The sequence below is a fragment of the Streptomyces sp. RLA131 genome, from assembly GCF_056270125.1.
The window spans coordinates 2267018-2288097 of the sequence record NZ_JBWDOQ010000002.1 but is presented as its reverse complement, the minus strand read 5'-3'; the positions used below and the strand labels follow the sequence as shown (position 1 = coordinate 2288097).

The window sequence follows — 21080 nt, the reverse complement described above, 5'->3', positions numbered from 1 at the left end:
CGGTTTAGAGGTCGAAGTACAGCTCGAACTCGTGCGGGTGCGGGCGCAGCTGGATCGGGGCGATCTCGTTGACGCGCTTGTAGTCGATCCAGGTCTCGATGAGGTCCGGGGTGAAGACGCCGCCCGCGAGCAGGAACTCGTGGTCGGCCTCCAGGGCGTCGAGGACGGCCGGGAGGGAGGTCGGCACCTGCGGGACGCCCGCGTGCTCCTCGGGGGCGAGCTCGTAGAGGTCCTTGTCGACCGGCTCGGCGGGCTCGATCTTGTTCTTGATGCCGTCGAGGCCGGCCAGCAGCAGGGCCGAGAAGGCCAGGTACGGGTTGCTGGACGGGTCCGGGGCGCGGAACTCGATGCGCTTGGCCTTGGCGTTGGCACCCGTGATCGGGATGCGGATCGCGGCGGAGCGGTTGCGCTGGGAGTACACCAGGTTGACCGGGGCCTCGAAGCCGGGCACCAGGCGGTGGTAGGAGTTCACCGTCGGGTTGGTGAACGCCAGCAGCGACGGGGCGTGCTTGAGGATGCCGCCGATGTAGTAGCGGGCGGTGTCCGAGAGGCCCGCGTAGCCCTGCTCGTCGTAGAAGAGCGGCTGGCCGCCGGTCCACAGCGACTGGTGGACGTGCATGCCGGAGCCGTTGTCACCGAAGATCGGCTTGGGCATGAAGGTCGCGGTCTTGCCGTTGCGCCAGGCGACGTTCTTCACGATGTACTTGAAGAGCATCAGGTCGTCGGCGGCGGCGAGCAGCGTGTTGAACTTGTAGTTGATCTCGGCCTGGCCGGCGGTGCCGACCTCGTGGTGCTGGCGCTCGACCTGGAGGCCGGAGGCCTCGAGCTCGAGGGAGATCTCGGCACGCAGGTCGGCGAAGTGGTCGACCGGCGGGGTGGGGAAGTAGCCACCCTTGTAGCGGACCTTGTAGCCGCGGTTGTCCTCCAGGGCACCGGTGTTCCAGGCGCCGGCCTCGGAGTCGATCTCGTAGAAGGCGCCGTTGGCCTTCGTCTCGAAGCGGGCGCTGTCGAACACGTAGAACTCGGCCTCGGGGCCGAAGAACGCGGTGTCGGCGATGCCGGTGGAGGCGAGGTAGGCCTCGGCCTTCTTCGCCACGTTACGCGGGTCACGGCTGTACTGCTCGCCGGTGATCGGGTCGTGGATGAAGAAGTTGATGTTGAGCGTCTTGTCCTTGCGGAACGGGTCGAGCCGTCCGGTGGAGAGGTCCGCACGGAGCGCCATGTCGGACTCGTGGATGGCCTGGAAGCCGCGGATCGACGACCCGTCGAAGGCCAGCTCCTCGGTCGGGTCGAACGAGCTGACCGGGACCGTGAAGTGCTGCATGACACCGGGCAGGTCGCAGAACCGGACGTCCACGAACTTGACGTCGTTGTCCGAGATGAACTTCTTCACCTCGTCGGCGTTCTGGAAAGACATCCAACTCCTCCTTGGCCCGGCCAGCGGCGACCGGATTGCAGCTCCTGGTGCGACCAGTGCGGTGGCGCACGTTGGACCAGACGATAGGGACCGGGGATTTCCCCGTCATGACCCATTTGTTTCCTGCAGGTTAACCGAGGCTCCGCAGGAGTGACGGGCCAAGGGGGACCGGTCTCGTACAGGGCAGTACGGTGGACAGGTGGACAACAGGGATGCAATCGGATCATGGATCTCGGGCCCCAGGGCGGCCGCCGAGCAGGCTGGCGCCGACTTCGGCTACCGCGGTGAGCGGCTCGGTCTGCCGCAGGACGGCCCCGGATCGATCGCGCCGACGGGGCGGCGGATCGCGGCTCTGTTCGTCGACTGGTTCCTCTGTCTGGTGATCGCATACGGCCTGATCGCGCACGGTGACCCCAAGGGGGCCGACCAGTGGACGATGGTCGTCTTCGCGGCGCTCAGCGTGCTCACCCTGGGCACGGTCGGCATGACCCCCGGGAAGCGGCTGCTGCGGCTGCGCGTGGTCCGGCTGGACGGGACGCGGCTCGGCCTGGGCGGCGTCCTGCTGCGCACCCTGCTGCTGATCCTGGTGATCCCGGCGGTCGTCTGGGACCGCGATACGCGCGGGCTGCACGACAAGGCCGTGGGCGCGGTCCAGGTGCGGATCTGAGCGGTGTATACAAAAGACCGTGGCCCGGAGGTGATGTCTCCGAGCTACGGTCTTTTGTATACGATCGACTGTGTGCGATCTGCTGTATGCGATCCGCCGGGCGTCAGCGCCCCTTCGGCATCCGCATCCCCTTGGGCATCGGGCCCTTCGGGACGGGCATGTTCTTCATCAGGTCACCGAGCGCCCGCAGCCGGTCGTTGACCTCGGTCACCTTGGGGCCGGGGAGCACACGAGGCAGCTTCAGCAGCTTCGTACGCACCTTCTTCAGCGGCACCTCGCCCTCGCCGTTGCCGACGATGATGTCGGTGACCGGCACATCGAGCACGACGCGCGCCATCTTCCGCTTCTCGGCGGCCAGCAGGCCCTTGACCCGGTTCGGGTTGCCCTCGCCGACCAGCACGATGCCGGCCTTGCCCACGGCCCGGTGCACCAGGTCCTGGCTCTTGTTCATCGCCACCGCCGGGGTGACGGACCAGCCGCGCCCGACGTTCTCCAGCACCGCCGCTGCGGCACCCGGCTGGCCTTCGAGCTGCCCGAAGGCGGCCCGCTCGGCCCGGCGGCCGAAGATGACCGCCATTGCGAGGAAGGCGAGCAGGAGGCCCAGGATGCCCGCGTAGATGGGGTGACCGACCAAGAAGCCGACAGCGAGGACGACGCCGAAGGTGACGATGCCCACACCCGCTACGACGAGCCCGACCTTGGAGTCGACCCGCCTGGTCATCTTGTAGGTCTGGACGATCTGCTTGAGCCGTCCAGGGTTACTGCTCTCGGATGATTCCCTCGCCATGCCGCACAGGATACGTGCCGTACGGCCCCGCGGGACTAGCGGGCCCCGAGGGAGTCCAGGTGGTACTCCGCCTCACGGCGGTCCCTGGCCCGCTTACGGTCCTCCAGAACGGCCGACCACGCGTTACGCCGGGCGGTCTGCTCCGCACCGCGCAGCAGGAACGATTCGACAACACGCAGTGCGCCGGTCACGGAGGGTGCCGGGAAGGTGGAGCTGTGGTGGACGTGCGCGGCCTCGGCCTGCATGGCGGGTCCCCCTAAAGGACGGGCTCGAAATCGCATGGGAATGCGTGAATCCAGCGTCACCACATTGTGTTACCAGCCCGTGACCGATCGGTCAAACTCGGATGAAACCCCGGTGAGCCCCCTGTCCCCGGCCCCGCCACGTCAGTGGCCCACCGGGGACCCGGACCGGCCCCCCTACGTGACGGAACGCACTCAGCCCCGCGCGGCCAGGGCCTGCTGGAAGAGACGTCCGGCCCGGTACGAGGAGCGCACCAGGGGCCCGGACATGACACCGGCGAAGCCGATCTCCTCGGCCTCCTCCTGGAGCTCCACGAACTCCTGCGGCTTGACCCAGCGCTCCACGGGGTGGTGCCGCACGGTCGGCCGCAGGTACTGGGTGATGGTGATCAGCTCGCAGCCCGCGTCATGCAGGTCCTGCAGGGCCTGGCTGATCTCGGCGCGCTCCTCGCCCATGCCCAGGATCAGGTTGGACTTGGTCACCAGGCCCGCCTCGCGCGCCCTGGTGATGACCTCCAGCGACCGCTCGTAACGGAAGGCCGGACGGATCCGCTTGAAGATGCGGGGGACCGTCTCCACGTTGTGCGCCAGCACCTCGGGGCGGGCGCCGAAGACCTCGGCGAGCTGCTCCGGTACCGCGTTGAAGTCGGGGATGAGCAGCTCGACCTTGGTACGGCCGTCCGTGCGACCCGCTGTCATGGCGTGGATCTGCCGTACGGTCTCCGCGTAGAGCCAGGAGCCGCCGTCCTCCAGGTCGTCACGGGCGACGCCGGTGATGGTGGCGTAGTTCAGGTCCATGGTGACCACGGACTCGGCGACCCGGCGGGGCTCGTCGCGGTCGAGGTCGGCGGGCTTGCCGGTGTCGATCTGGCAGAAGTCGCAGCGCCGCGTGCACTGGTCGCCGCCGATGAGGAAGGTCGCCTCGCGGTCCTCCCAGCACTCGAAGATGTTGGGGCAGCCGGCCTCCTGGCACACGGTGTGCAGGCCTTCGCCCTTCACCAGCGCCTGCATCTTCGTGTACTCGGGGCCCATCTTCGCCCGGGTCTTGATCCACTCGGGCTTGCGCTCGATGGGGGTCTGGCTGTTGCGGACCTCCAGACGCAGCATCTTGCGGCCTTCAGGTGCGACAGCGGACACGTCCGACTCCCTCTTGCGGCTTCTCTTCCATGTTTTCCATGGCCAACATCAGCGTACGCCCGTGCATTCCTACCGTGAGACGGGCCTAGACGGCCCGGGGGAGCGGCTCCGCCGTCTCCAGGACGGCCCGCAGGTGCTTCTCGACCACCGGCACCACCTCGCCGACCGTCACCTCGCGCCCCAGCTCGTTGCTGAGCGAGGCCACGCCCGCGTCGCGGATGCCGCAGGGCACGATCCGGTCGTACCAGGTGTTGTCCGGGTTGCAGTTCAGCGAGAAGCCGTGCATCGTCACGCCCTTGGCGACCCGGATGCCGATCGCGGCGAGCTTGCGGTCCTCGCGGCGCTGACCGGCGTTGGACGGGGCGTACTCGGGGCCGGCCAGCCGCGGGTCGAACTCCTCGTCGTGCAGCCTGGGGTCGAAGTCCAGGGTCAGCCCGGGGATCGCCGGACGGCCAGCCGCGTCGTCGGTCGCCGGGTCGCCCAGCACCCACACACCGCTGCGGCCCTCGACCCGCGAGGTCTCCACCCCGAACTCCGCGCAGGCGGCGATCAGGGCGTCCTCCAGCCGGCGAACGTGGGCGACCACGTCCACCGGGCGCGGCAGCTTCAGGATCGGGTAACCCACCAGCTGGCCGGGGCCGTGCCAGGTGATCTTGCCGCCGCGGTCGACATCCACCACGGGGGTGCCGTCCAGCGGACGTTCGTTGTCCTGCGTACGCCGCCCGGCCGTGTAGACCGGCGGGTGCTCCAGCAGCAGGCAGGTGTCGGGGATCTCGTCCGCGAAACGGGCGGCGTGCACCCTCCGCTGCTCCTGCCATGCCTCCTGGTACTCGACGGCGTCCCCGCCGAAGCCCAGGTGGACGAAGTGCAGGTCACTCACGGCGGCTCTCCTCTGTCCTGTGGGTGGACTCCTGTGCCATGCAACTGTACGTCCGCCGCAGGGACGTCCTGTAGCTGGCCGCCCGCGTAGCACCCGACCCGGATGGACGTAAGGACTTCGGTCGTAACAGGCCGCCGAATTCACCCGTTCCGGGGAATGCGCGGCTCAGGTAGTGAGCGGGTGGCCACGGAACGTTACATTCGCGCCGTTCTGGAGTAGCCCGGAAGGCAGGGGACCGCACCGCCGATGACCGACCGATCCACGCAGCGTTCGCCCAACCGTCGGCTCGCCGCCCTCATCGCCGAGGCCGGATTCTCCAACGCAGGGCTCGCCCGCCGCGTGGACCAGCTCGGCATAGAACACGGACTCGACCTGCGCTACGACAAGACCTCGGTCACCCGCTGGCTCCGCGGCCAGCAGCCGCGCGGCACCACGCCCGCGCTCATCGCCGAGGTGTTCACCCGCAGGCTGGGCCGCCGCCTCTCCGCCCAGGACCTCGGCCTCGACGCCGTCGCCCCGGTCTACGCGGGCCTGGAGTTCGCCGGCTCCCCCGAGGAGGCCATCGACATCGTCGCCGGCCTCTGGCGCAAGGACACCGGCGGCCAGACCGACGTCCGCCGGATCGCCTTCACCCCCGCCGGACTCGTCGTCCCCAGCCGCGACTGGCTGATCGGCCGCGCCGACGACCGTGTCGCCCGGGGCGTGCTCGGCGCCGACCACGCCCCGACGCCGCTCTCCGCCCTCACCCGGGTGCCCTCGCAGAACCGCGGCCCGGTGCCACCGGTCCCCGCCTCGGCCCCGGCCCTGGTGCCGGCCCCCGCTCCCGGCTCCGCCCGCGCCGGCGGCAACGGCAGCAGTGGCGGCAACGGCAGCAGTGGCAGCAGCGGACAACGGCTCGCCCTCGGCGACATCGCCGCCCTGCGCTCCGTCGGTGAGCTCTTCCGCTCCCTCGACAACGCCTACGGCGGCGGCCACGCCCGGCAGGCCCTCGTCCGGTACCTGGAGTACGAGGCCGAACCCATGCTGCGCGGCTCCTACGGCGAAGCCCTGGGCCGACGGCTGTTCGCCGCAGTCGCCGACCTCACCCGGCTCGCCGGCTGGACCTCGTACGACATCGGCGCCCACGGGCTCGCCCAGCGCTACTTCGTCCAGGCCCTGCGACTGGCCCAGGCCGCGGGCGACCGCGCCTACGGCGGCTACGTCCTGGTCACCATGAGCCGCCAGGCGGTCTACCTGGGGCACGGCCGCGAGGCCGTCCAGCTCGCCCGGGTCGCCCAGCAGGGCGTCGGCACAGGGGCCCCGCCCGTCGTCCAGGCGCTGCTGCACGCCGCCGAGGCCCGGGGCCACGGCGTCCTCGGCGAGGTACGCGCCTGCACCGCCGCTCTGGTACGCGCCGAGCGTGCCCTCGAAGCCGCCCGCGCCGGCGACGAGGCGCCCCCGTGGGCCCGCTTCTTCGACGAGGCCCAGCTCGCCGACGAGTTCGGCCACTGCCACCGCGACCTCCACCAGTACCGCGCCGCCGCCCAGCACGCGGAACGGTCGCTCCAGCTGCGCCCCGCCGCCTACGCCCGCTCCCGGCTGTTCTGCCGCGTCGTGCTGGCCACCGCCCGGCTCGGCCTCGGCGAACTCGACGCGGCCTGTGCCCTCGGGTCCGAGGCCATGCAGCAGGCCGCCGAGATGCGGTCGCTGCGCGCGCTGGAGTACGTACGCGACTTCGGCCGACGGCTCGACGCGCACCGCGACCTGCCCGCCGTACGGGCCTTCCACGACCGGGCGGCGGCACTGGGTGTGACGCCGCCCGGATGAGCCGCGGTATGCGGTATACAGCATGCGATATGCGGCATACGGGATACGAGATGCCGCATATTGGATCCCGCATCCCGCATCCCGCATCCCGTAGTCCGCATATCGCATACAACATGCGGGCTACGGGATACCCGCTACGCGGCGACCGGCACGGCCCCCTGGCCGGGCCGCACGCCGAAGTCCCGCAGGGCCCGCAGCGCCGCCCGCCGGCCGGAGAGCAGGGCGCCCTGGACGGTGCTGGTGTCCCGGTGGTCGCCGCACACATAGAGCCCCGCCAGGACCCGCACCGGCCGCCGGAGGTCGTGCGGGGCCGGCATCGCGGGCACCGCCTCCGGGTCGTGGTGCACGGCGAGCTGCTCCCACCCCCGGGTGGGGGTGCCGTAGAGCTCGGCCAGATGGGCCCGCACCACACCGTCCGGCACCGGCGGGCCGAGGATCACGGAGGTGACCAGGGTCCGCCCTGCCGGGGCGCGGGACGGGTCGACGAGGCTGGCCGGGAAGGTGTGCGAGACGGGCCCGCGCCGGCCGGCGTCCAGCACCAGCGAGGGCTCGCGCAGCGGCATCCCGGGGGCGGCGTGGTGGACGACGGTCACGCCGTGGAACCCCGGCACGCGCAGTCCGGGCAGCAGTTCACCGGCCGCCCGCGCACCGGTCGCCACCACCACCCCGCGGGCGGCGAGGAAGCCGCCGTCCTCCAGCGCCACGCCGCTCGTGGCGACCGCCACCGCCCGTACCCCCAGCTGTAACGCGCCCGGCGGCAGCGCGGCCGCGAGCCGGTCCGGCACCGCGGCGGCGCCCCCGGCCGGCAGGCACGTACGGCCGAGGGCGAAGGCCCGCAGCACCAGATCCGCGCAGCGGCTGGACGTGCCGAGCCGGTCGTCGCACAGCAGCGCGGCCAGCAGCGGCCGCAGGAAACCGTCGACGGCACGTGGGGCGAAGGCGGCCGACAGCGCGGCCGCGGCGGTCGTCTCGGGCCGGGCCAGCAGCCGTTCCGCCGGCGTGGCGGCCAGCCTGCCCAGCGCCGACCGCAGCCGGGCCCGGTCCAGGGCGCGGGTGGCCGTCCGGGCGCCGGTACGCACCACCGCGCCCGGCGCGAACGGACGCAGCGCGACGCCGTGCAACCCGGGGGTGCGGCGCAGCTCCGGGTACGAGGTGTTGAGCAACTGCGGTCCCCGGTCGAGGCGGAATCCGTCCACCGTGTCGGTGGCCATCCGGCCGCCCACCCGCAGGGCGGCCTCGACGACGGTGACCTTCAGTCCCGCGTTGGTCAGATGGTGCGCCGCGGACAGGCCGGAGAGGCCCGCCCCTATCACCACAACGTCCGTCGCATCCGTCACGTTGGTCGTCGGGCGTGCCGTCAGTAGCACGATGCCCCTCCCGGAGGTCGGCATGGTTCCTTGCATGGATCCCCGCGCTGGAACCGTCATGCCCACAACCCAGGCGGATGAAGCAGCGGTTATCGGCCGAGAGCCGCCCGGATCGCCTGGTCGATCTCCGGGAAGGCGAAGACGAACCCCGAGTCGAGCAGCCGGGCGGGCCGGACCCGGAAACTGCCCAGCACGTCCCCGGAGAACTCGCCGAGCGCCGCCCGCAGTACTGGCCCCGGCACGGCGAACAGCGCCGGGCGCCTCAGTACCCGCGCCATCGCGGCGTTGACCTCGCGGTTGGTGACCGGCTCGGGGGCGGTCAGATTGACCGGCCCGGACAGTGCCGGGGTGTCGATGATGTGCCGCAGCGCCGCGACGTGGTCGTGCAGCGCGATGAACGACCAGTACTGCCGCCCGTTGCCGAGCCGCCCGCCCAGGCCCGCCCGGTACAGCGGGAACAGCGGCGCCCACGCCCCGCCGTCCCGCGCCACCACCAGCCCGGTCCGCGCGTACGCCGTCCGCACGCCGGCCCGCTCCGCCGCGTCGGTCGACGCCTCCCAGGCCTGGCAGACCTCCGCGAGGAAGCCCTCGCCCGCCGGGTCCCGCTCGTCGACCGCGCGGTCACCGGTGTCACCGTAGAAGTTGACCCCGGAGGCGCAGACCATGACCTCCGGCGGTGTGTCCATCGAGGCCAGCGCCTCCGCGACCGCCGTCGTGCCCCGCACCCGGCTCTCGCGGATCTCCCGCTTGTACGCCGCCGTCCACCGGTGGTCCCCGACGCCCGCCCCCGCCAGGTGCACCACCGCCGAGCACCCTGCCAGCCCGGAGGCGTCGACATACTTCCGGTCCGGATCCCACCGGACCTCGTCCGGCGCCGCGGGCTCCCTCCTGACGAGCCGTACGACCTCGTGGCCGTCCCCGCGCAACGAGCGCACCAGGGCAGAACCGATCAGTCCGGCCGAGCCGGTCACCGCGATACGACGCATGAGCCAATACTGCCTCGCCACGCCCGCGCCACGCTGGCAGGGTGATGGCATGTCCGATGTGAGTATCAGGCCCGCTGCGCAGGCTGACGATGCGGCGCTTGCCGCTCTCGACCACGACTGCTGGTCGACCGTCCACTCCGTGCAGCAGACACGCCCGGCGGCCGACGGGCCGTTCTTCGGGGTGCCGGAGGCGTATCTGGTCGCCGAGGAGGACAGCGGCGGGGGCGGCGGCGGGGCGGTGGTGGGCTATGTGCGGGTGGCGTCGCCCACGCCGCTGGTCTCCAATGCGCATGTGCGTCAGATCCAGGGCCTGGTGGTGGCCGGGGGAGCCCGGGGCCGGGGGGTGGGGCGGGCGCTGATGTCCGCCGCGATGGACACCGCCCGTGCGCAGGGCGCGCGGCGGATCACGCTGCGCGTGCTGGGGCACAACGCGCCGGCGCGGCGGCTCTACGCGTCGCTGGGCTTCGCCGTCGAGGGCGTACTGCCGGGGGAGTTCCTGCTCGACGGCGACTATGTGGACGACGTGCTGATGGGCCGTACGCTCTGAGCGGCGCGCCTCAGTTGAAGCGGTCCCACAGCTTGGGGAAGCGCTCGGCCATGCCGGCCGCGTCCTCGAAGTCGAAGTAGCCGCCCTCCGGCTCGGGGGCCGGCTCGGGCAGTCCGAGGTCGGGCAGGCGTACGCCGGTGAGGGCCTCGTAGGCCTCGTCGGCCGCGTAGCCGAGGTCCTCCGCGTCGCCGTCGATCTCGGGGTCGAACCGCTCGATGAGGGAGGCCAGCGCATCCGCGTCGTGCAGCGTGCCCTCGAAGACATGGCGGCCCTGGGCGATGAGCCAGCACCGGAAATAGTCGAAGGCGTCGTCGCTGGCCCCGCCGAGCATGATGTCGGCGGCCCCCCACACGTCCCAGCGGTAGGCGCGGTTGAAACGGTTCTCGAAGTGACGGGCGAAGTCGGCGACCCCGTCCGGGTCGAGCTGTGTCAGTCGCTCGACCAGCAGGTCGGCATGGTCCTCCGGATCACCGCCCGCGGCCTCCCGCGTGGCGTCGATGATCTCCCAGAACTCCGTCTCGTCCATCACCGCTCCAGCATCCGGCTTGCCGGGCCCGCCCGCACGCGGAGCGGCCCAGATGCGCCCGTGTCGTTATGAGTAGAGCTCGCCGAGTCTTTCCGCGGTTGAGAAGAAACGTTCCCGCAGGGATTCTGGGCCCAATACTTCCACATCCGCGCCGAGTGCCAGAAGCTGGTCATGGGCGACGTCCAGTCCCTCCACCGGAAGGGTGACCGTCACCCGCCCCCGCCAGTCGGCCCCGTCCGCCGCCGCCAGCGCCTCGCGGGCCGCCGTGCGGTCGGTGACATACGGAAGCCGGCGCGCGCCCCGCGCCGACAGCCGTACGACGATCTCCTCGCGCAGCAGCGAGCGCGCGAACTCCTCGGCGTGCCGGGCCCAGAAACCCGGAAGGTCGACCTCCGGATCGCGCTCGAAGCGTTCCCCTGACGCCTCGGCACCGACCACCCGGTCCACCCGGTAGACCCGCAGTCCGCCGTCCTCCCCCTGACCGTGCCCGTGCCCGTCCGTGTGCCCGTGCCCCTGCTCCGGCGGCCCGACCCGGGCCACGAGATACCAGACGCCGGCCTTGAGCACGAGTCCGTACGGCTCCAACTCCCGCTCCACGACGCCGTCGTCGCGCCGGTAGCTCACCCGAAGCCGCAGATCACCCCAGACCGCCTCGGCGACCTGCGGCAGCAGTTCGGGGGTCTCGGGTTCGTGCCACCACCCCGGCGCGTCCAGGTGGAAGCGCTGCGCGGCCGACTCCGGGGCGTCGCGCAGTTCGGGCTGGAGTGCGGCCGAGACCTTGAGGCGGGCGCTGGAGAGCGCGTCGTGCAGGCCCATCGCGCGCAGCGCCGCGGGCACCCCGGACAGGAACAGGGCCTCGGCCTCGCCGCGGCCCAGGCCGGTCAGACGGGTGCGGTAGCCGTCGACGAGCCGGTAGCCCCCGGCCCGCCCGCGCTCCGCGTAGACCGGCACGCCGGCCTCGGAGAGCGCCAGCACGTCCCGCCCCACGGTGCGCTCGGACACCTCCAGCCGGTCCGCCAGTTCGGCCGCGGTCATCGAGCCGCGGGTCTGCAGGAGCAGCACCAGATGGATCAGGCGTGCCGCGCGCATGGGTCCTCCAGATGCGTATCGTTCCCGCGCTCCGTACGGGAACGATACGCACCGGCCTGGACCGGGCAAAGCAGACGGCAGACCAGACCGCAAAGCGGACGGCAAAGCAGGTGCCCGAGCAGGTGCCCGAGCAGAGGCCCGAGTTGACAGTGAGGTGAAGGGCCGGGCGGACCGGGCCACGTCCACCTGGCGGGCAGGTGATCGGGTGGCCCGGGAGTCGGCGGCCGGACCGGGGATCCCCGGTCCCCGGTCCGGGGTCGCGGCGGCCTCAGGCCGCCGTGTCGCCGTCCCAGTTGATACCGATCTCCCTCAGCCATCTGAGGTCCTCGGGGGCCGGGCCGCCCCCGGCGTGCGCGACGGTGTCGTCGCCGCGCTCCAGCACCACGACCTCGTAGTGCGGTGGCCACTGCATCAGGATCCGCCGCTGGCACATCGGGCAGAACCATTCCTCGGCGCCCGACGGCTCCGTGGCGACCAGCCGCATCTCGTGTGTCTCACGTGTCTCACGCATGGCCCCTCTCACCTCCTGGTTTACGACGACAGGCTGCAGGCCGCCAGGGACGCGTCGAGGCCGGCCGGTGCGGCAGCGCCCGTGCGCGTGAAGTCGAGCTTGAGGCGGTCGATGGTCGACTCGCGCTTGCCCTGCAGCGGGCCGAGGATGGCGTTGTTGACGAAGTTCGCACCACCCTGGCCGACGCTGTTCGCCAGGCGCGTGTTCGACTCCTGGATCTGCTTCTGCAGCAGCGCCAGGTCCTTGTCCACGTTGGCCTGCGCCGCCGCCGGGACGTTGGTGACCACCGACGCGATGTCGGGGCACACGATCGTCTGACCGGTGGCCGCGGTCGTTCCGGTCGCCGCGGCGGAGGCGGTGGCGGCCGCCGTCGCGGTGGCCGCGGCCGAGGCGGTCGCGGTAGCCGCCGCGCCGCCCGTGCCCGCCGAGTTCAGGGTGCAGGCCGCGAGCGAGTCCAGCCCCGTCGGCTTGGCGGCGTGGCGGCCGATCGAGATCACGATCCGGTCGATCGTGGAGGTCCGCTTGTCCTTCAGCGGGCCCAGGATGGCGTTGTTGACGAAGTTCGCGCCGCCCTGCCCCTGGGTGGTGATCAGCCGCTGGTTCGCCTCGGCGATCTGGGTGTTCAGCAGCGTGAGATTACGGTCCACCTCGGCCTGGGACTGCGCTGGGATGGCCGGCAACTGGCTTTTGACGTCGGGGCAGTTGACCGTACCGACAGCGGCCTTGGTGGTGACGTCGGTGGTCGACTTGGTCTGACCCGCCATGGCGGCGCCCACTACCACGATTCCCGACACCAGGACACCGCCGGCCACGCCGGCGATGAGGACCCGACGTCCGTTGAAGGACGGAAGGGCACGCGACATCTGATCTCCTTGACGATGGATCCGCTACTGGTCGCGCCCGTCTGGCCCCTCACGGGCGGTGCTTGGCCTTGCGCTCTTATGTACGTCGGGTGTGGCCGGAGTGTTCAACGGGTGCCGTGATTCTTCTGTGATCCGGGAGGCGATCGGGAACGTGACCCGGTACGTGGGCCCGTTCGCACGGAAACGGCCGAGGCCCCAGCCCGGGAAGGGGCTGGGGCCTCGGCCGCTGTGCGTACCGCTGACGTCTACAGTCCGAGGTCGCCCTCGAACTCGCCTGCCTCCAGGCGGGCCTTGACGTCCGAGAGGTAACGGGCCGCGTCCGCGCCGTCGACCAGCTGGTGGTCGTACGACAGGGTCAGGTAGACCATGTCGCGGATGGCGATGGTCTCGCCGAGGTCCGGGTGGTTGATGACCACCGGACGGCGGACCGTGGCGCCGATGCCGAGCTCGGCGACCTGCGGGAAGTTCACGATGATGGTGTCGAACAGCGCACCGCGCGAACCGGTGTTGCTGATCGTGAACGTGCCGCCGCCCAGGTCGTCGGGGCTGATCTTCTTGTTGCGGACCTTGCCGGCCAGCTCCGCGGTCTTCTTGGCGATGCCGGCGATGTTGAGGTCGCCCGCGCCCTTGATGACCGGGACCATCAGGCCCTGCTCCGAGTCCACCGCGATGCCGATGTTCTCGACGTCGTGGTAGGTGACGGTGCCGTCCTCGTTGATCTTGGCGTTGATCGACGGGTGCGACTTCAGCGCCTCGGCGGCGGCCTTCACGAAGAACGGCATCGGCGAGAGCTTGACGCCCTCGGTGGCCAGGAAGGACTCCTTGGCACGGGCCCGCAGCTTCATGATCCGGGTGACATCCACCTCGACCACGGTGGACAGCTGCGCCTGGCTGTGCAGCGCCTTCATCATGTTGTCCGCGATGACCTTGCGGATGCGGGACATCTTCACCGTCTGGCCGCGCAGCGGCGAGACAGCGGCCGGTGCGGCGGCCTTGGCGGCGGCCGGTGCCGGTGCGGCAGCCGCGGCTGCGGCGGCGGCCTTCGCGGCCTCGGCGGCCGCGACGACGTCCTGCTTGCGGATCCGGCCACCGACGCCGGTGCCCTTGACGGTGCCGAGGTCGACACCGTTCTCGGCGGCGAGCTTACGGACCAGCGGGGTCACGTACGCACCCTCGTCACCGCCCGTGGCGGCGGCCGGAGCCGCAACCGGAGCCGCGGCCGGGGTGACCGGAGCCGGAGCCGGAGCGGCGGCCGGGGCCGGAGCGGGCGCCGGGGCCTGGGCCACCGGAGCGGGAGCCGGAGCCGGGGCGGGAGCCGGCGCCGCGGGGGCGGCCGGAGCCGGAGCCGGGGCGGCGGCGACGGGAGCCGGGGCCGGAGCGGCCGCCGCGGGGGCGGCGGGCGCGGCACCGGCGGCACCGATGACGGCGAGCTTGGCGCCGACCTCGGCCGTGCCGTCCTCCTCCACCAGGATCTCCAGCAGCGTGCCGGCGACGGGGGAGGGGATCTCGGTGTCGACCTTGTCCGTGGAGACCTCGAGCAGCGGCTCGTCGGCGTCGACGGTGTCACCGACCGCCTTCAGCCAACGGGTCACGGTGCCCTCGGTCACCGACTCGCCCAGAGCCGGGAGGACGACCGGGGTGCCCTGGGCACCACCGGAGGGGGCGGCGGCCGGGGCGGGAGCCGCCGGAGCCTCGGCCGCGGGGGCGGGAGCCGCCGGAGCCTCGGCCGCGGGGGCCGGGGCTGCGGGAGCCTCGGCCGCGGGGGCCTCGGCGGCAGCTGGGGCGGGGGCGGCAGCGGGGGCGCCGCTGCCGTCGTCGATGACGGCCAGTTCGGCGCCGACCTCGACCGTCTCGTCCTCGGCCACCTTGATGGAGGCGAGGATGCCGGACGCGGGCGCCGGGATCTCGGTGTCGACCTTGTCCGTCGAGACCTCGAGCAGCGGCTCGTCGGCCTCTACGCGTTCACCTTCGGCTTTCAGCCATCGGGTGACAGTGCCCTCGGACACGCTCTCGCCGAGCGCCGGCAGGGTTACGGAAACCGCCATGGTTTCGGTTGCTCCTAACGATCTGTGCGTGGTTGGTCAGCGTGTCCGTGAACTAGTCGTGCGAGTGCAGCGGCTTGCCGGCCAGGGCCAGGTGGGCCTCGCCGAGGGCCTCGCTCTGCGTCGGGTGCGCGTGGATGAGCTGCGCGACCTCCGCGGGCAGGGCCTCCCAGTTGTAGACCAGCTGGGCCTCTCCGACCTGCTCGCCCATGCGGTCACCGACCATGTGGACGCCGACCACAGCACCGTCGCGGACCTGGACGAGCTTGATCTCGCCCGCGGTCTTGAGGATCTTGCTCTTGCCGTTGCCGGCGAGGTTGTACTTCAGGGTGACGACCTTGTCGGCGCCGTACAGCTCCTTGGCCTTCGCCTCGGTGATACCCACGGAGGCGACCTCCGGGTGGCAGTACGTGACGCGCGGCACGCCGTCGTAGTCGATCGGCACGGCCTTCAGGCCGGCCAGTCGCTCCGCTACCAGGATGCCCTCGGCGAAGCCGACGTGCGCGAGCTGGAGGGTCGGGACCAGGTCACCGACGGCCGAGATGGTGGGCACGTTGGTGCGCATGTACTCGTCGACGAGGACGTAGCCACGGTCGAGGGCGACGCCCGCCTCCTCGTAACCGAGGCCGGCCGACACCGGGCCGCGGCCGACGGCGACGAGCAGCAGCTCGGCCTCGAAGGTCTTGCCGTCGGCCAGGGTGACCTTGACGCCGTCGGCCGTGTACTCGGCCTTGGAGAAGAAGGTGCCCAGGTTGAACTTGATCCCGCGCTTGCGGAACGCGCGCTCCAGCAGCTTGGAGCTGTTCTCGTCCTCGACCGGCACCAGGTGGGGCAGGCCCTCGACGACGGTGACATCGGTGCCGAAGGACTTCCACGCGGAGGCGAACTCGACGCCGATGACGCCGCCGCCCAGCACGATCGCGGACTTCGGGACGCGGTCCAGGACCAGCGCGTGGTCCGAGGAGATGATCCGGTCGCCGTCGATGGCCAGACCGGGGAGCGACTTCGGCACGGAGCCGGTCGCGAGCAGGATGTGACGGCCCGTGTAACGCTGGCCGTTGACATCCACCGAAGTGGGGGAGGAGAGCCGGCCCTCGCCGGTCACATACGTGATCTTGCGGGAGGCCACCAGGCCCTGCAGGCCCTTGTACAGGCCCGAGATGACTTCGTCCTTGTACTTGTGGACCCCGGCGATCTCGATGCCCTCGAAGGACGCCTTGACGCCGAACTGTTCGGCCTCACGGGCCTGGTCCGCGATCTCACCGGCGTGCAGCAGAGCCTTCGTGGGGATGCAGCCGCGGTGCAGGCAGGTGCCGCCGAGCTTGTCCTTCTCGATCAGGGCGACGTCCAGACCGAGCTGAGCCGCGCGCAGCGCGGCGGCGTAACCGCCGCTCCCGCCACCGAGGATCACTAGGTCGAAAACGGTGCTGGCGTCGTTCGCCACGTCACGTCCTCCATGCATGGGTACGCCGGAGCCGGTCTGCCGTGACCGGGCGGCGGCTTTAGTTCGGCCGCTTCTTGTAGAACGGGGCCCTGTCGTGCCGAGACAACATCTTCGCACTTGTTCCAGGCTTGCGGGCCACCGGGCCGGGGTCTGAGACGTACGGAACGCCCCAGCTCCCGGCTACTGGCCGGTATCTCGCTCTGGGCGAACGCGACGGCCCCGGGTTGTATGCCCGGGGCCGGTACGTGTGTGACGAAACAGTCGGTGCGGCCCTCGACCGCGACGGTCAGAGGACCTCGCCCGTGGCGGCCTTCTCCGCGAGCCGGACCAGGGTGCGCACCGCGGACCCCGTGCCGCCCTTGGGGGTGTAGCCGAAGGGGCCGGACTCGTTGAAGGCCGGGCCCGCGATGTCCAGGTGGGCCCAGGTGATGCCCTCGCCCACGAACTCCTTCAGGAACAGTCCGGCGGCCAGGCCGCCGCCCATCCGCTCGCCCATGTTGGAGATGTCGGCCGTGGGGGAGTCCATCGCCTTGCGCAGCTCCACCGGCAGGGGCATCGGCCAGGACTGCTCGCCGGCCTCGGCCGCCGTCTCGTGGATCGCGGTACGGAAGCCGTCGTCGTTGGCCATGATCCCGAAGATGTGGTTGCCCAGCGCCAGCACCATCGCGCCGGTCAGCGTCGCCACGTCCACGATCGCGTCGGGCTTCTCCTCCGAGGCGCGGGTCAGCGCGTCGGCCAGCACCAGGCGGCCCTCGGCGTCGGTGTTGAGCACCTCCACCGTCTTGCCGCTGTACATCCGCAGCACGTCACCGGGGCGCGTCGCGGTGCCCGACGGCATGTTCTCCGCCAGCGCCAGCCAGCCGGTGACATTGACGTCCAGACCGAGCCTGGCCGCCGTCACCACGGCCGCGAAGACCGCCGCCGCGCCGCTCATGTCGCACTTCATCGTCTCGTTGTGCCCGGCCGGCTTGAGCGAGATGCCGCCGGAGTCGTAGGTGATGCCCTTGCCGACGAAGGCCAGGTGCTTCTTCGCCTTCCCGGACGTGTACGACAGCTTCACCAGCCGCGGCGGGTTCGCCGAGCCCTTGCCGACGCCCAGGATGCCGCCGTAGCCGCCCTTGGCGAGCGCCTTCTCGTCCAGGACCTCGATCTTGAGACCGTGCTCCTTGGCCGCGGCCGTCACCACGGCCGCGAACTCCCGCGGGTGCAGGTCGTTGGGCGGCATGTTGATCAGGTCACGCGCCCGGTTGACCTCCTCGGCCAGCGCGATCGCCCGGTCGGCGGCGGCCTTGAACGCGCGGTCGCGCGGCTTCGCGCCGGCCAGCGCGATCTCCGCGAGCGGCGTCCTGCCGTTGCTCGTCTGCTGGTACACGGTGTAGGCGTACGCGCCCAGCAGCGCGCCCTGGGCGATGGCCCCGGCGGCGTCCGCGTCGGCGGTCGGCAGCGCGAACACGGCCTTCTTCGCGCCGGTCAGCGCGCGGGCCGCGGCTCCGGCCGCCTTGCGCAGCGTCTCCGCCGCGTATCCGGTGCCCTCGGCCGGCGGCTCGCCCAGGCCCACGGCCACCACGACCGGTGCCTTCACGCCGGCCGGCGAGGGCAGCTTCGTCACCTCGCCCTCACCGCCCGAGGCGCCCAGGGTCTCCAGGATCGCGGCCAGCCTGCCGTCGTACGCCTTGTCCACCGCCTCCGCGCCCGCGGCGACCTCGGGACCCTTCGCCCCCTTGGCCACGCCGATGACGACGGCATCCGCGCGCAGCGCTGCGGCGGAGGAAGTGCTGAGAGTCAGTGCAGTCACGGTGATGAAGGTCCTGTTCCTCGTGTGCTGATGTCGACGCGCCACACCGGACAACGTCCGGCGGGCCGGACCGGGCCCGGCCCACGCCCCTCCGCCCGGGCGAGGGTGCGGAACCGACCTTACGCTGGGTAGCCGCCGCTCCGCGCGTAACGGCGGCCGCGGCCTGTGATGCGAGGGTTTTCCCCCGGGTACGCCCGCTGTTCGCACATCTAACCGAGACCGGCCACCACCAGTACGGTGATCACCGCCGTCTCGCAGAGCGCCCCGAACACATCCCCCGTCACACCCCCGAACCGCCCCCGGCACCGCCGCAGCAGCAGCTCCGCCGCGCCCAGCCCGGCCACCGCCGCCACCGCCAGCCGTACCGCCTCCCAGGGGCCCAGCGCCGCCCCGCACCCGGCGGCGAACAGCACGACCAGCACCGCGGCCGCCCGGGCCGTCCGTACCGGGACGGTCCCGGCCACCGCCGCGCCCAGCCCCTCCGGCCGCGCCGGGGGCACACCGTCGCGGCAGGCCAGCGTCATCGCGGTCCGCCCGACGGCCGAGGCGACGGCCAGGGCCAGCGCGCCCCGGACCCAGCCGTGGGACTGCCCGTACAGCGAGGCCAGCACCGCGACCTGACCCAGGATCACGAAAACGACCGTCAGCACCCCGAACGGCCCGATGTCGGACTGCTTCATGATCCGCAGTGCGTCCTCCGCCGGCTTGCCGCTGCCCAGCCCGTCCGCCGTGTCCGCCAGCCCGTCCAGGTGCAGCCCCCGGGTGAGGGCGGCCGGGACCGCCGCGGTGGCCACGGCGGCCGGCAGCGCGTCGGCCCCGAGCAGCAGCAGCGCCCCGCCGGCGAGGGCCGCGGCCAGTCCCACCGCCAGGCCGGCCAGCGGGGCGCACAGCATCCCGGCGCGGGCGGCGTCGCGGTCCCACCGGGTGACGCGGACCCGCAGCACCGTCAGGGTGCCGAAGGCGAAGCGCAGTCCGTCGTCAACAGAAGCCGAAGTCATGGCGTGCAGCGTATCCAGGCCGTGTATCAGTAGATTTACGGATATGGGTAACTGGTGGTACCGGAACATCGCCGAGCCGGGCAAACTGCCGCTGCTTCTCGCCCTCGCGTCCTTCCTGATCACCTTCGTGGTCACCAGGACCATCACCCGGCTGATCCGGGCCGGAAAGGGGCCCTTCCGCAACGTCACGCCCGGCGGGCTGCACATCCACCATGTCGTCCCCGGGGTGGTGCTCACCGTCATCGGCGGCTTCGGGGCGGTGGCCAGCGCCCGGCAGGGCTGGGTCGCGGCGTGCTGCGCGGTGGTGTTCGGGATGGGCGCGGGTCTGGTCCTCGACGAGTTCGCGCTGCTGTTCTACCTCGACGACGTCTACTGGAGCGAGCGGGGCCGCAAGAGCGTGGAGGTGGTCGTCCTGACCGCCGCCCTGGTCGGGCTGCTGCTCTGCGGCTTCCTGCCGTTCGGCGTGGACTCCGTCAGCAGCGACGAGCAGCAGGACCGGGTCGCCGTCGTCTCGACCGTGCTCGCCAACTTCTTCTTCGCGCTCATCGCCCTGGTCAAGGGCAAGGGCCGGCTCGCCGTCGTCGGCGTCCTCGTCCCGCTCGTCGCGATGTTCGGGGCCGCCCGGCTGGCCCGCCCCGGCTCGTACTGGGCCGAGAAGCTGTACGGCCGCCGCCCCCGCGCCCAGCGCCGGGCCGCCGACCGCGCCGTCCGGCACGACGCGCGCTGGGACGGGCCCAGGCGGCGGCTCCAGAACCTGCTGGGCGGCACACCCGACCCGGACCGCTGACCCGGCGCCGCCAGAAACGTTCCGCCTACTCGGTCGGCCCGGTCGGCCCGGTTGTCTCGGGCAGTTCCGCCGGGTCCGCCGGGTCAGTCAGCTCCGGCACCTCGGCCGGCTCTGCCGGCCCTGCCGGCTCCGGGAGTTCCGGGAGTTCCGCCGCGAGGGCGGCCGCGCCCCGCAGCAGCGGCAGCGCCAGCAGCGCCCCCGTACCCCCGCCCGCGGTCACGCCCTGCTCCAGCAGCGGTTCGATCGACAGCCGGTCCAGCGCCTTGGCCTGCCCCGGCTCCCCGCTCGCCTGCCCGGCCAGCCACCAGTCCGGCGCCCGGAAGGCCACCCGCTGCGCCACCAGGGCCGCCGCCGCCGTCACCACACCGTCCAGGACCACCGGGAGCTTGCGCACCGCGGCCTGGAGCAGAAAGCCGGTCAGCGCGGCGAGATCGGCGCCGCCGACCGCCGCGAGCAGCTCCAGCTGGTCGCCCAGTACGGGGCGGGCGCGCCGCAGCCCGTCCCGGATCGCCGCGCACTTGCGCATCCACGCGATGTCGTCGATCCCCGAGCCCCGGCCCGTCACCACGGAGGCGTCCGTGCCGCACAGCGCGGCGATCAGCACCCCGGCGGGCGTCGTGCCGCCCACGCTCAGATCACCCAGCAGCACCAGGTCGGTGCCCGAGTCGGCCTCCTCGTCGGCGATGGCCGCGCCGGTACGGAACGCCTGCTCGGTCTCCTCGGCGGTGAGCGCGTCCTCGATGTCGAGCCGGCCCGACCCCCGGCGGACCCGGTGTCCCGTCACGCCCTCGACGTCGGCCTCCAGGCCCACGTCCACCACCCGGATACCCGCGCCGTAAGCGCGGGCCAGCACATTGGCCGGTGAGCCGCCCGCCAGGACGGCGCGCACCAGCACGGCCGCGCTTCCGGCGGGGCGCGTCGACACGTCGAGCGCCGCGACCCCGTGATCCGCGGCGAACAGCACGAGCTTGGGCCGCTCGATCGCCCGCGCCGGCACCTGGCCCTGCGCCGCCGACAGCCAGTCGGCGAGCTCCGCGAGGTTCCCCAGTGCCCCGGCCGGGCGCAGCACCCGCTCCCAGCGGTCGTGCGCATCGCGCCGGATCCCGGCGTCTGGACGCTCCACGCGGGAGCCGAAGTCATCAAGATTCAGACCGCTCACCGCCCGAACACTACCGTGACCGGCCCTCCG

20 protein-coding genes are annotated in these 21080 nt (G+C 72.0%); 4 read left to right on the top strand and 16 right to left on the bottom strand.

Going from position 1 to position 21080, the window contains the following annotated elements; all coding sequences use genetic code 11:
- Window positions 1-4 precede the first annotated feature (4 nt).
- Entirely contained in the window at window positions 5-1417 is a 1413-nt protein-coding gene (gene glnA / locus RWE79_RS11400; protein ID WP_475939933.1) for a type I glutamate--ammonia ligase, read from the bottom strand.
- A gap of 199 nt (window positions 1418-1616) precedes the next feature.
- On the opposite strand from glnA, the gene RWE79_RS11395 reads away from it, so the two are divergent.
- Entirely contained in the window at window positions 1617-2084 is a 468-nt protein-coding gene (locus tag RWE79_RS11395) for an RDD family protein (protein ID WP_475939932.1), read from the top strand.
- 103 nt (window positions 2085-2187) lie between these two features.
- Here RWE79_RS11395 and RWE79_RS11390 read toward each other — a convergent pair whose 3' ends face one another.
- The 4 genes from RWE79_RS11390 to lipB all read right to left on the bottom strand — a co-directional run bounded on the left by RWE79_RS11390 (window position 2188) and on the right by lipB (window position 5130).
- A complete protein-coding gene (locus RWE79_RS11390; protein WP_475939931.1) occupies window positions 2188-2871 on the bottom strand; it encodes a DUF4191 domain-containing protein in 684 nt (227 codons plus the stop codon).
- 35 nt (window positions 2872-2906) lie between these two features.
- A complete protein-coding gene (locus RWE79_RS11385) occupies window positions 2907-3116 on the bottom strand; it encodes an SCO2195 family GlnR-regulated protein (RefSeq protein ID WP_475939930.1) in 210 nt (69 codons plus the stop codon).
- A 192-nt stretch (window positions 3117-3308) separates the two neighbouring features.
- The gene (gene lipA / locus RWE79_RS11380; protein WP_475939929.1) at window positions 3309-4250 is read right to left on the bottom strand and encodes a lipoyl synthase; all 942 of its coding nucleotides are present in this window, start codon (window positions 4248-4250) and stop codon (window positions 3309-3311) included.
- Window positions 4251-4335: 85 nt separating this feature from the next.
- On the bottom strand, window positions 4336-5130 hold the full coding sequence (gene lipB / locus RWE79_RS11375; RefSeq protein ID WP_475939928.1) for a lipoyl(octanoyl) transferase LipB: 795 nt from the start codon (window positions 5128-5130) through the stop codon (window positions 4336-4338).
- Between the two features lie 246 nt (window positions 5131-5376).
- On the opposite strand from lipB, the gene RWE79_RS11370 reads away from it, so the two are divergent.
- Window positions 5377-6936: a regulator gene (locus RWE79_RS11370; RefSeq protein WP_475939927.1), complete on the top strand. Its 1560-nt coding sequence runs from the start codon at window positions 5377-5379 to the stop codon at window positions 6934-6936.
- A 134-nt stretch (window positions 6937-7070) separates the two neighbouring features.
- On the opposite strand, the gene RWE79_RS11365 is transcribed toward RWE79_RS11370, so the two are convergent.
- A complete protein-coding gene (locus tag RWE79_RS11365) occupies window positions 7071-8303 on the bottom strand; it encodes an NAD(P)/FAD-dependent oxidoreductase (protein WP_475939926.1) in 1233 nt (410 codons plus the stop codon).
- A gap of 89 nt (window positions 8304-8392) precedes the next feature.
- The gene (locus RWE79_RS11360) at window positions 8393-9289 is read right to left on the bottom strand and encodes a TIGR01777 family oxidoreductase (RefSeq protein ID WP_475939925.1); all 897 of its coding nucleotides are present in this window, start codon (window positions 9287-9289) and stop codon (window positions 8393-8395) included.
- Between the two features lie 49 nt (window positions 9290-9338).
- Here RWE79_RS11360 and RWE79_RS11355 point away from each other — a divergent pair, with 49 nt between their 5' ends.
- On the top strand, window positions 9339-9836 hold the full coding sequence (locus tag RWE79_RS11355; RefSeq protein ID WP_475939924.1) for an N-acetyltransferase family protein: 498 nt from the start codon (window positions 9339-9341) through the stop codon (window positions 9834-9836).
- Window positions 9837-9846: 10 nt separating this feature from the next.
- Here RWE79_RS11355 and RWE79_RS11350 read toward each other — a convergent pair whose 3' ends face one another.
- The 8 genes from RWE79_RS11350 to RWE79_RS11315 all read right to left on the bottom strand — a co-directional run bounded on the left by RWE79_RS11350 (window position 9847) and on the right by RWE79_RS11315 (window position 19104).
- Window positions 9847-10362 (bottom strand): DUF4240 domain-containing protein, encoded by a 516-nt coding sequence (locus RWE79_RS11350; RefSeq protein WP_475939923.1) that lies wholly within the window; start codon window positions 10360-10362, stop codon window positions 9847-9849.
- A 66-nt stretch (window positions 10363-10428) separates the two neighbouring features.
- Window positions 10429-11451: a helix-turn-helix transcriptional regulator gene (locus tag RWE79_RS11345; protein ID WP_475939922.1), complete on the bottom strand. Its 1023-nt coding sequence runs from the start codon at window positions 11449-11451 to the stop codon at window positions 10429-10431.
- Between the two features lie 268 nt (window positions 11452-11719).
- A complete protein-coding gene (locus RWE79_RS11340) occupies window positions 11720-11962 on the bottom strand; it encodes a hypothetical protein (protein WP_475939921.1) in 243 nt (80 codons plus the stop codon).
- 20 nt (window positions 11963-11982) lie between these two features.
- Window positions 11983-12825, bottom strand: a complete 843-nt coding sequence (locus RWE79_RS11335; protein ID WP_475939920.1) for a hypothetical protein — start codon at window positions 12823-12825, stop codon at window positions 11983-11985.
- Between the two features lie 245 nt (window positions 12826-13070).
- Window positions 13071-14870 (bottom strand): 2-oxoglutarate dehydrogenase, E2 component, dihydrolipoamide succinyltransferase, encoded by a 1800-nt coding sequence (gene sucB, locus RWE79_RS11330; RefSeq protein ID WP_475939919.1) that lies wholly within the window; start codon window positions 14868-14870, stop codon window positions 13071-13073.
- A 52-nt stretch (window positions 14871-14922) separates the two neighbouring features.
- On the bottom strand, window positions 14923-16311 hold the full coding sequence (lpdA, locus tag RWE79_RS11325; RefSeq protein WP_475939918.1) for a dihydrolipoyl dehydrogenase: 1389 nt from the start codon (window positions 16309-16311) through the stop codon (window positions 14923-14925).
- A gap of 286 nt (window positions 16312-16597) precedes the next feature.
- Window positions 16598-18106, bottom strand: a complete 1509-nt coding sequence (locus RWE79_RS11320; protein WP_475939917.1) for a leucyl aminopeptidase — start codon at window positions 18104-18106, stop codon at window positions 16598-16600.
- A gap of 209 nt (window positions 18107-18315) precedes the next feature.
- Window positions 18316-19104, bottom strand: a complete 789-nt coding sequence (locus RWE79_RS11315) for an adenosylcobinamide-GDP ribazoletransferase (RefSeq protein ID WP_475939916.1) — start codon at window positions 19102-19104, stop codon at window positions 18316-18318.
- 43 nt (window positions 19105-19147) lie between these two features.
- Between RWE79_RS11315 and RWE79_RS11310 the strand changes: the two genes are divergently transcribed.
- Complete coding sequence (locus RWE79_RS11310; protein WP_475939915.1) at window positions 19148-19891, top strand: hypothetical protein; 744 nt, start codon at window positions 19148-19150, stop codon at window positions 19889-19891.
- Window positions 19892-19916: 25 nt separating this feature from the next.
- Here RWE79_RS11310 and cobT read toward each other — a convergent pair whose 3' ends face one another.
- A complete protein-coding gene (cobT, locus tag RWE79_RS11305; RefSeq protein WP_475939914.1) occupies window positions 19917-21050 on the bottom strand; it encodes a nicotinate-nucleotide--dimethylbenzimidazole phosphoribosyltransferase in 1134 nt (377 codons plus the stop codon).
- Window positions 21051-21080: the final 30 nt, after the last annotated feature.

Bases quoted from the DNA above. Each gene is read 5' to 3' on its own strand.
- RWE79_RS11340 (WP_475939921.1), bottom strand. From the start codon at position 11,962: ATGCGTGAGACACGTGAGACACACGAGATGCGGCTGGTCGCCACGGAG.
- RWE79_RS11350 (WP_475939923.1), bottom strand. From the start codon at position 10,362: ATGGACGAGACGGAGTTCTGGGAGATCATCGACGCCACGCGGGAGGCC.
- RWE79_RS11315 (WP_475939916.1), bottom strand. From the start codon at position 19,104: ATGACTTCGGCTTCTGTTGACGACGGACTGCGCTTCGCCTTCGGCACC.
- glnA (WP_475939933.1), bottom strand. From the start codon at position 1,417: ATGTCTTTCCAGAACGCCGACGAGGTGAAGAAGTTCATCTCGGACAAC.
- RWE79_RS11390 (WP_475939931.1), bottom strand. From the start codon at position 2,871: ATGGCGAGGGAATCATCCGAGAGCAGTAACCCTGGACGGCTCAAGCAG.
- RWE79_RS11385 (WP_475939930.1), bottom strand. From the start codon at position 3,116: ATGCAGGCCGAGGCCGCGCACGTCCACCACAGCTCCACCTTCCCGGCA.
- RWE79_RS11355 (WP_475939924.1), top strand. From the start codon at position 9,339: ATGTCCGATGTGAGTATCAGGCCCGCTGCGCAGGCTGACGATGCGGCG.
- RWE79_RS11335 (WP_475939920.1), bottom strand. From the start codon at position 12,825: ATGTCGCGTGCCCTTCCGTCCTTCAACGGACGTCGGGTCCTCATCGCC.
- RWE79_RS11310 (WP_475939915.1), top strand. From the start codon at position 19,148: ATGGGTAACTGGTGGTACCGGAACATCGCCGAGCCGGGCAAACTGCCG.
- sucB (WP_475939919.1), bottom strand. From the start codon at position 14,870: ATGGCGGTTTCCGTAACCCTGCCGGCGCTCGGCGAGAGCGTGTCCGAG.
- RWE79_RS11360 (WP_475939925.1), bottom strand. From the start codon at position 9,289: ATGCGTCGTATCGCGGTGACCGGCTCGGCCGGACTGATCGGTTCTGCC.
- RWE79_RS11345 (WP_475939922.1), bottom strand. From the start codon at position 11,451: ATGCGCGCGGCACGCCTGATCCATCTGGTGCTGCTCCTGCAGACCCGC.
- RWE79_RS11370 (WP_475939927.1), top strand. From the start codon at position 5,377: ATGACCGACCGATCCACGCAGCGTTCGCCCAACCGTCGGCTCGCCGCC.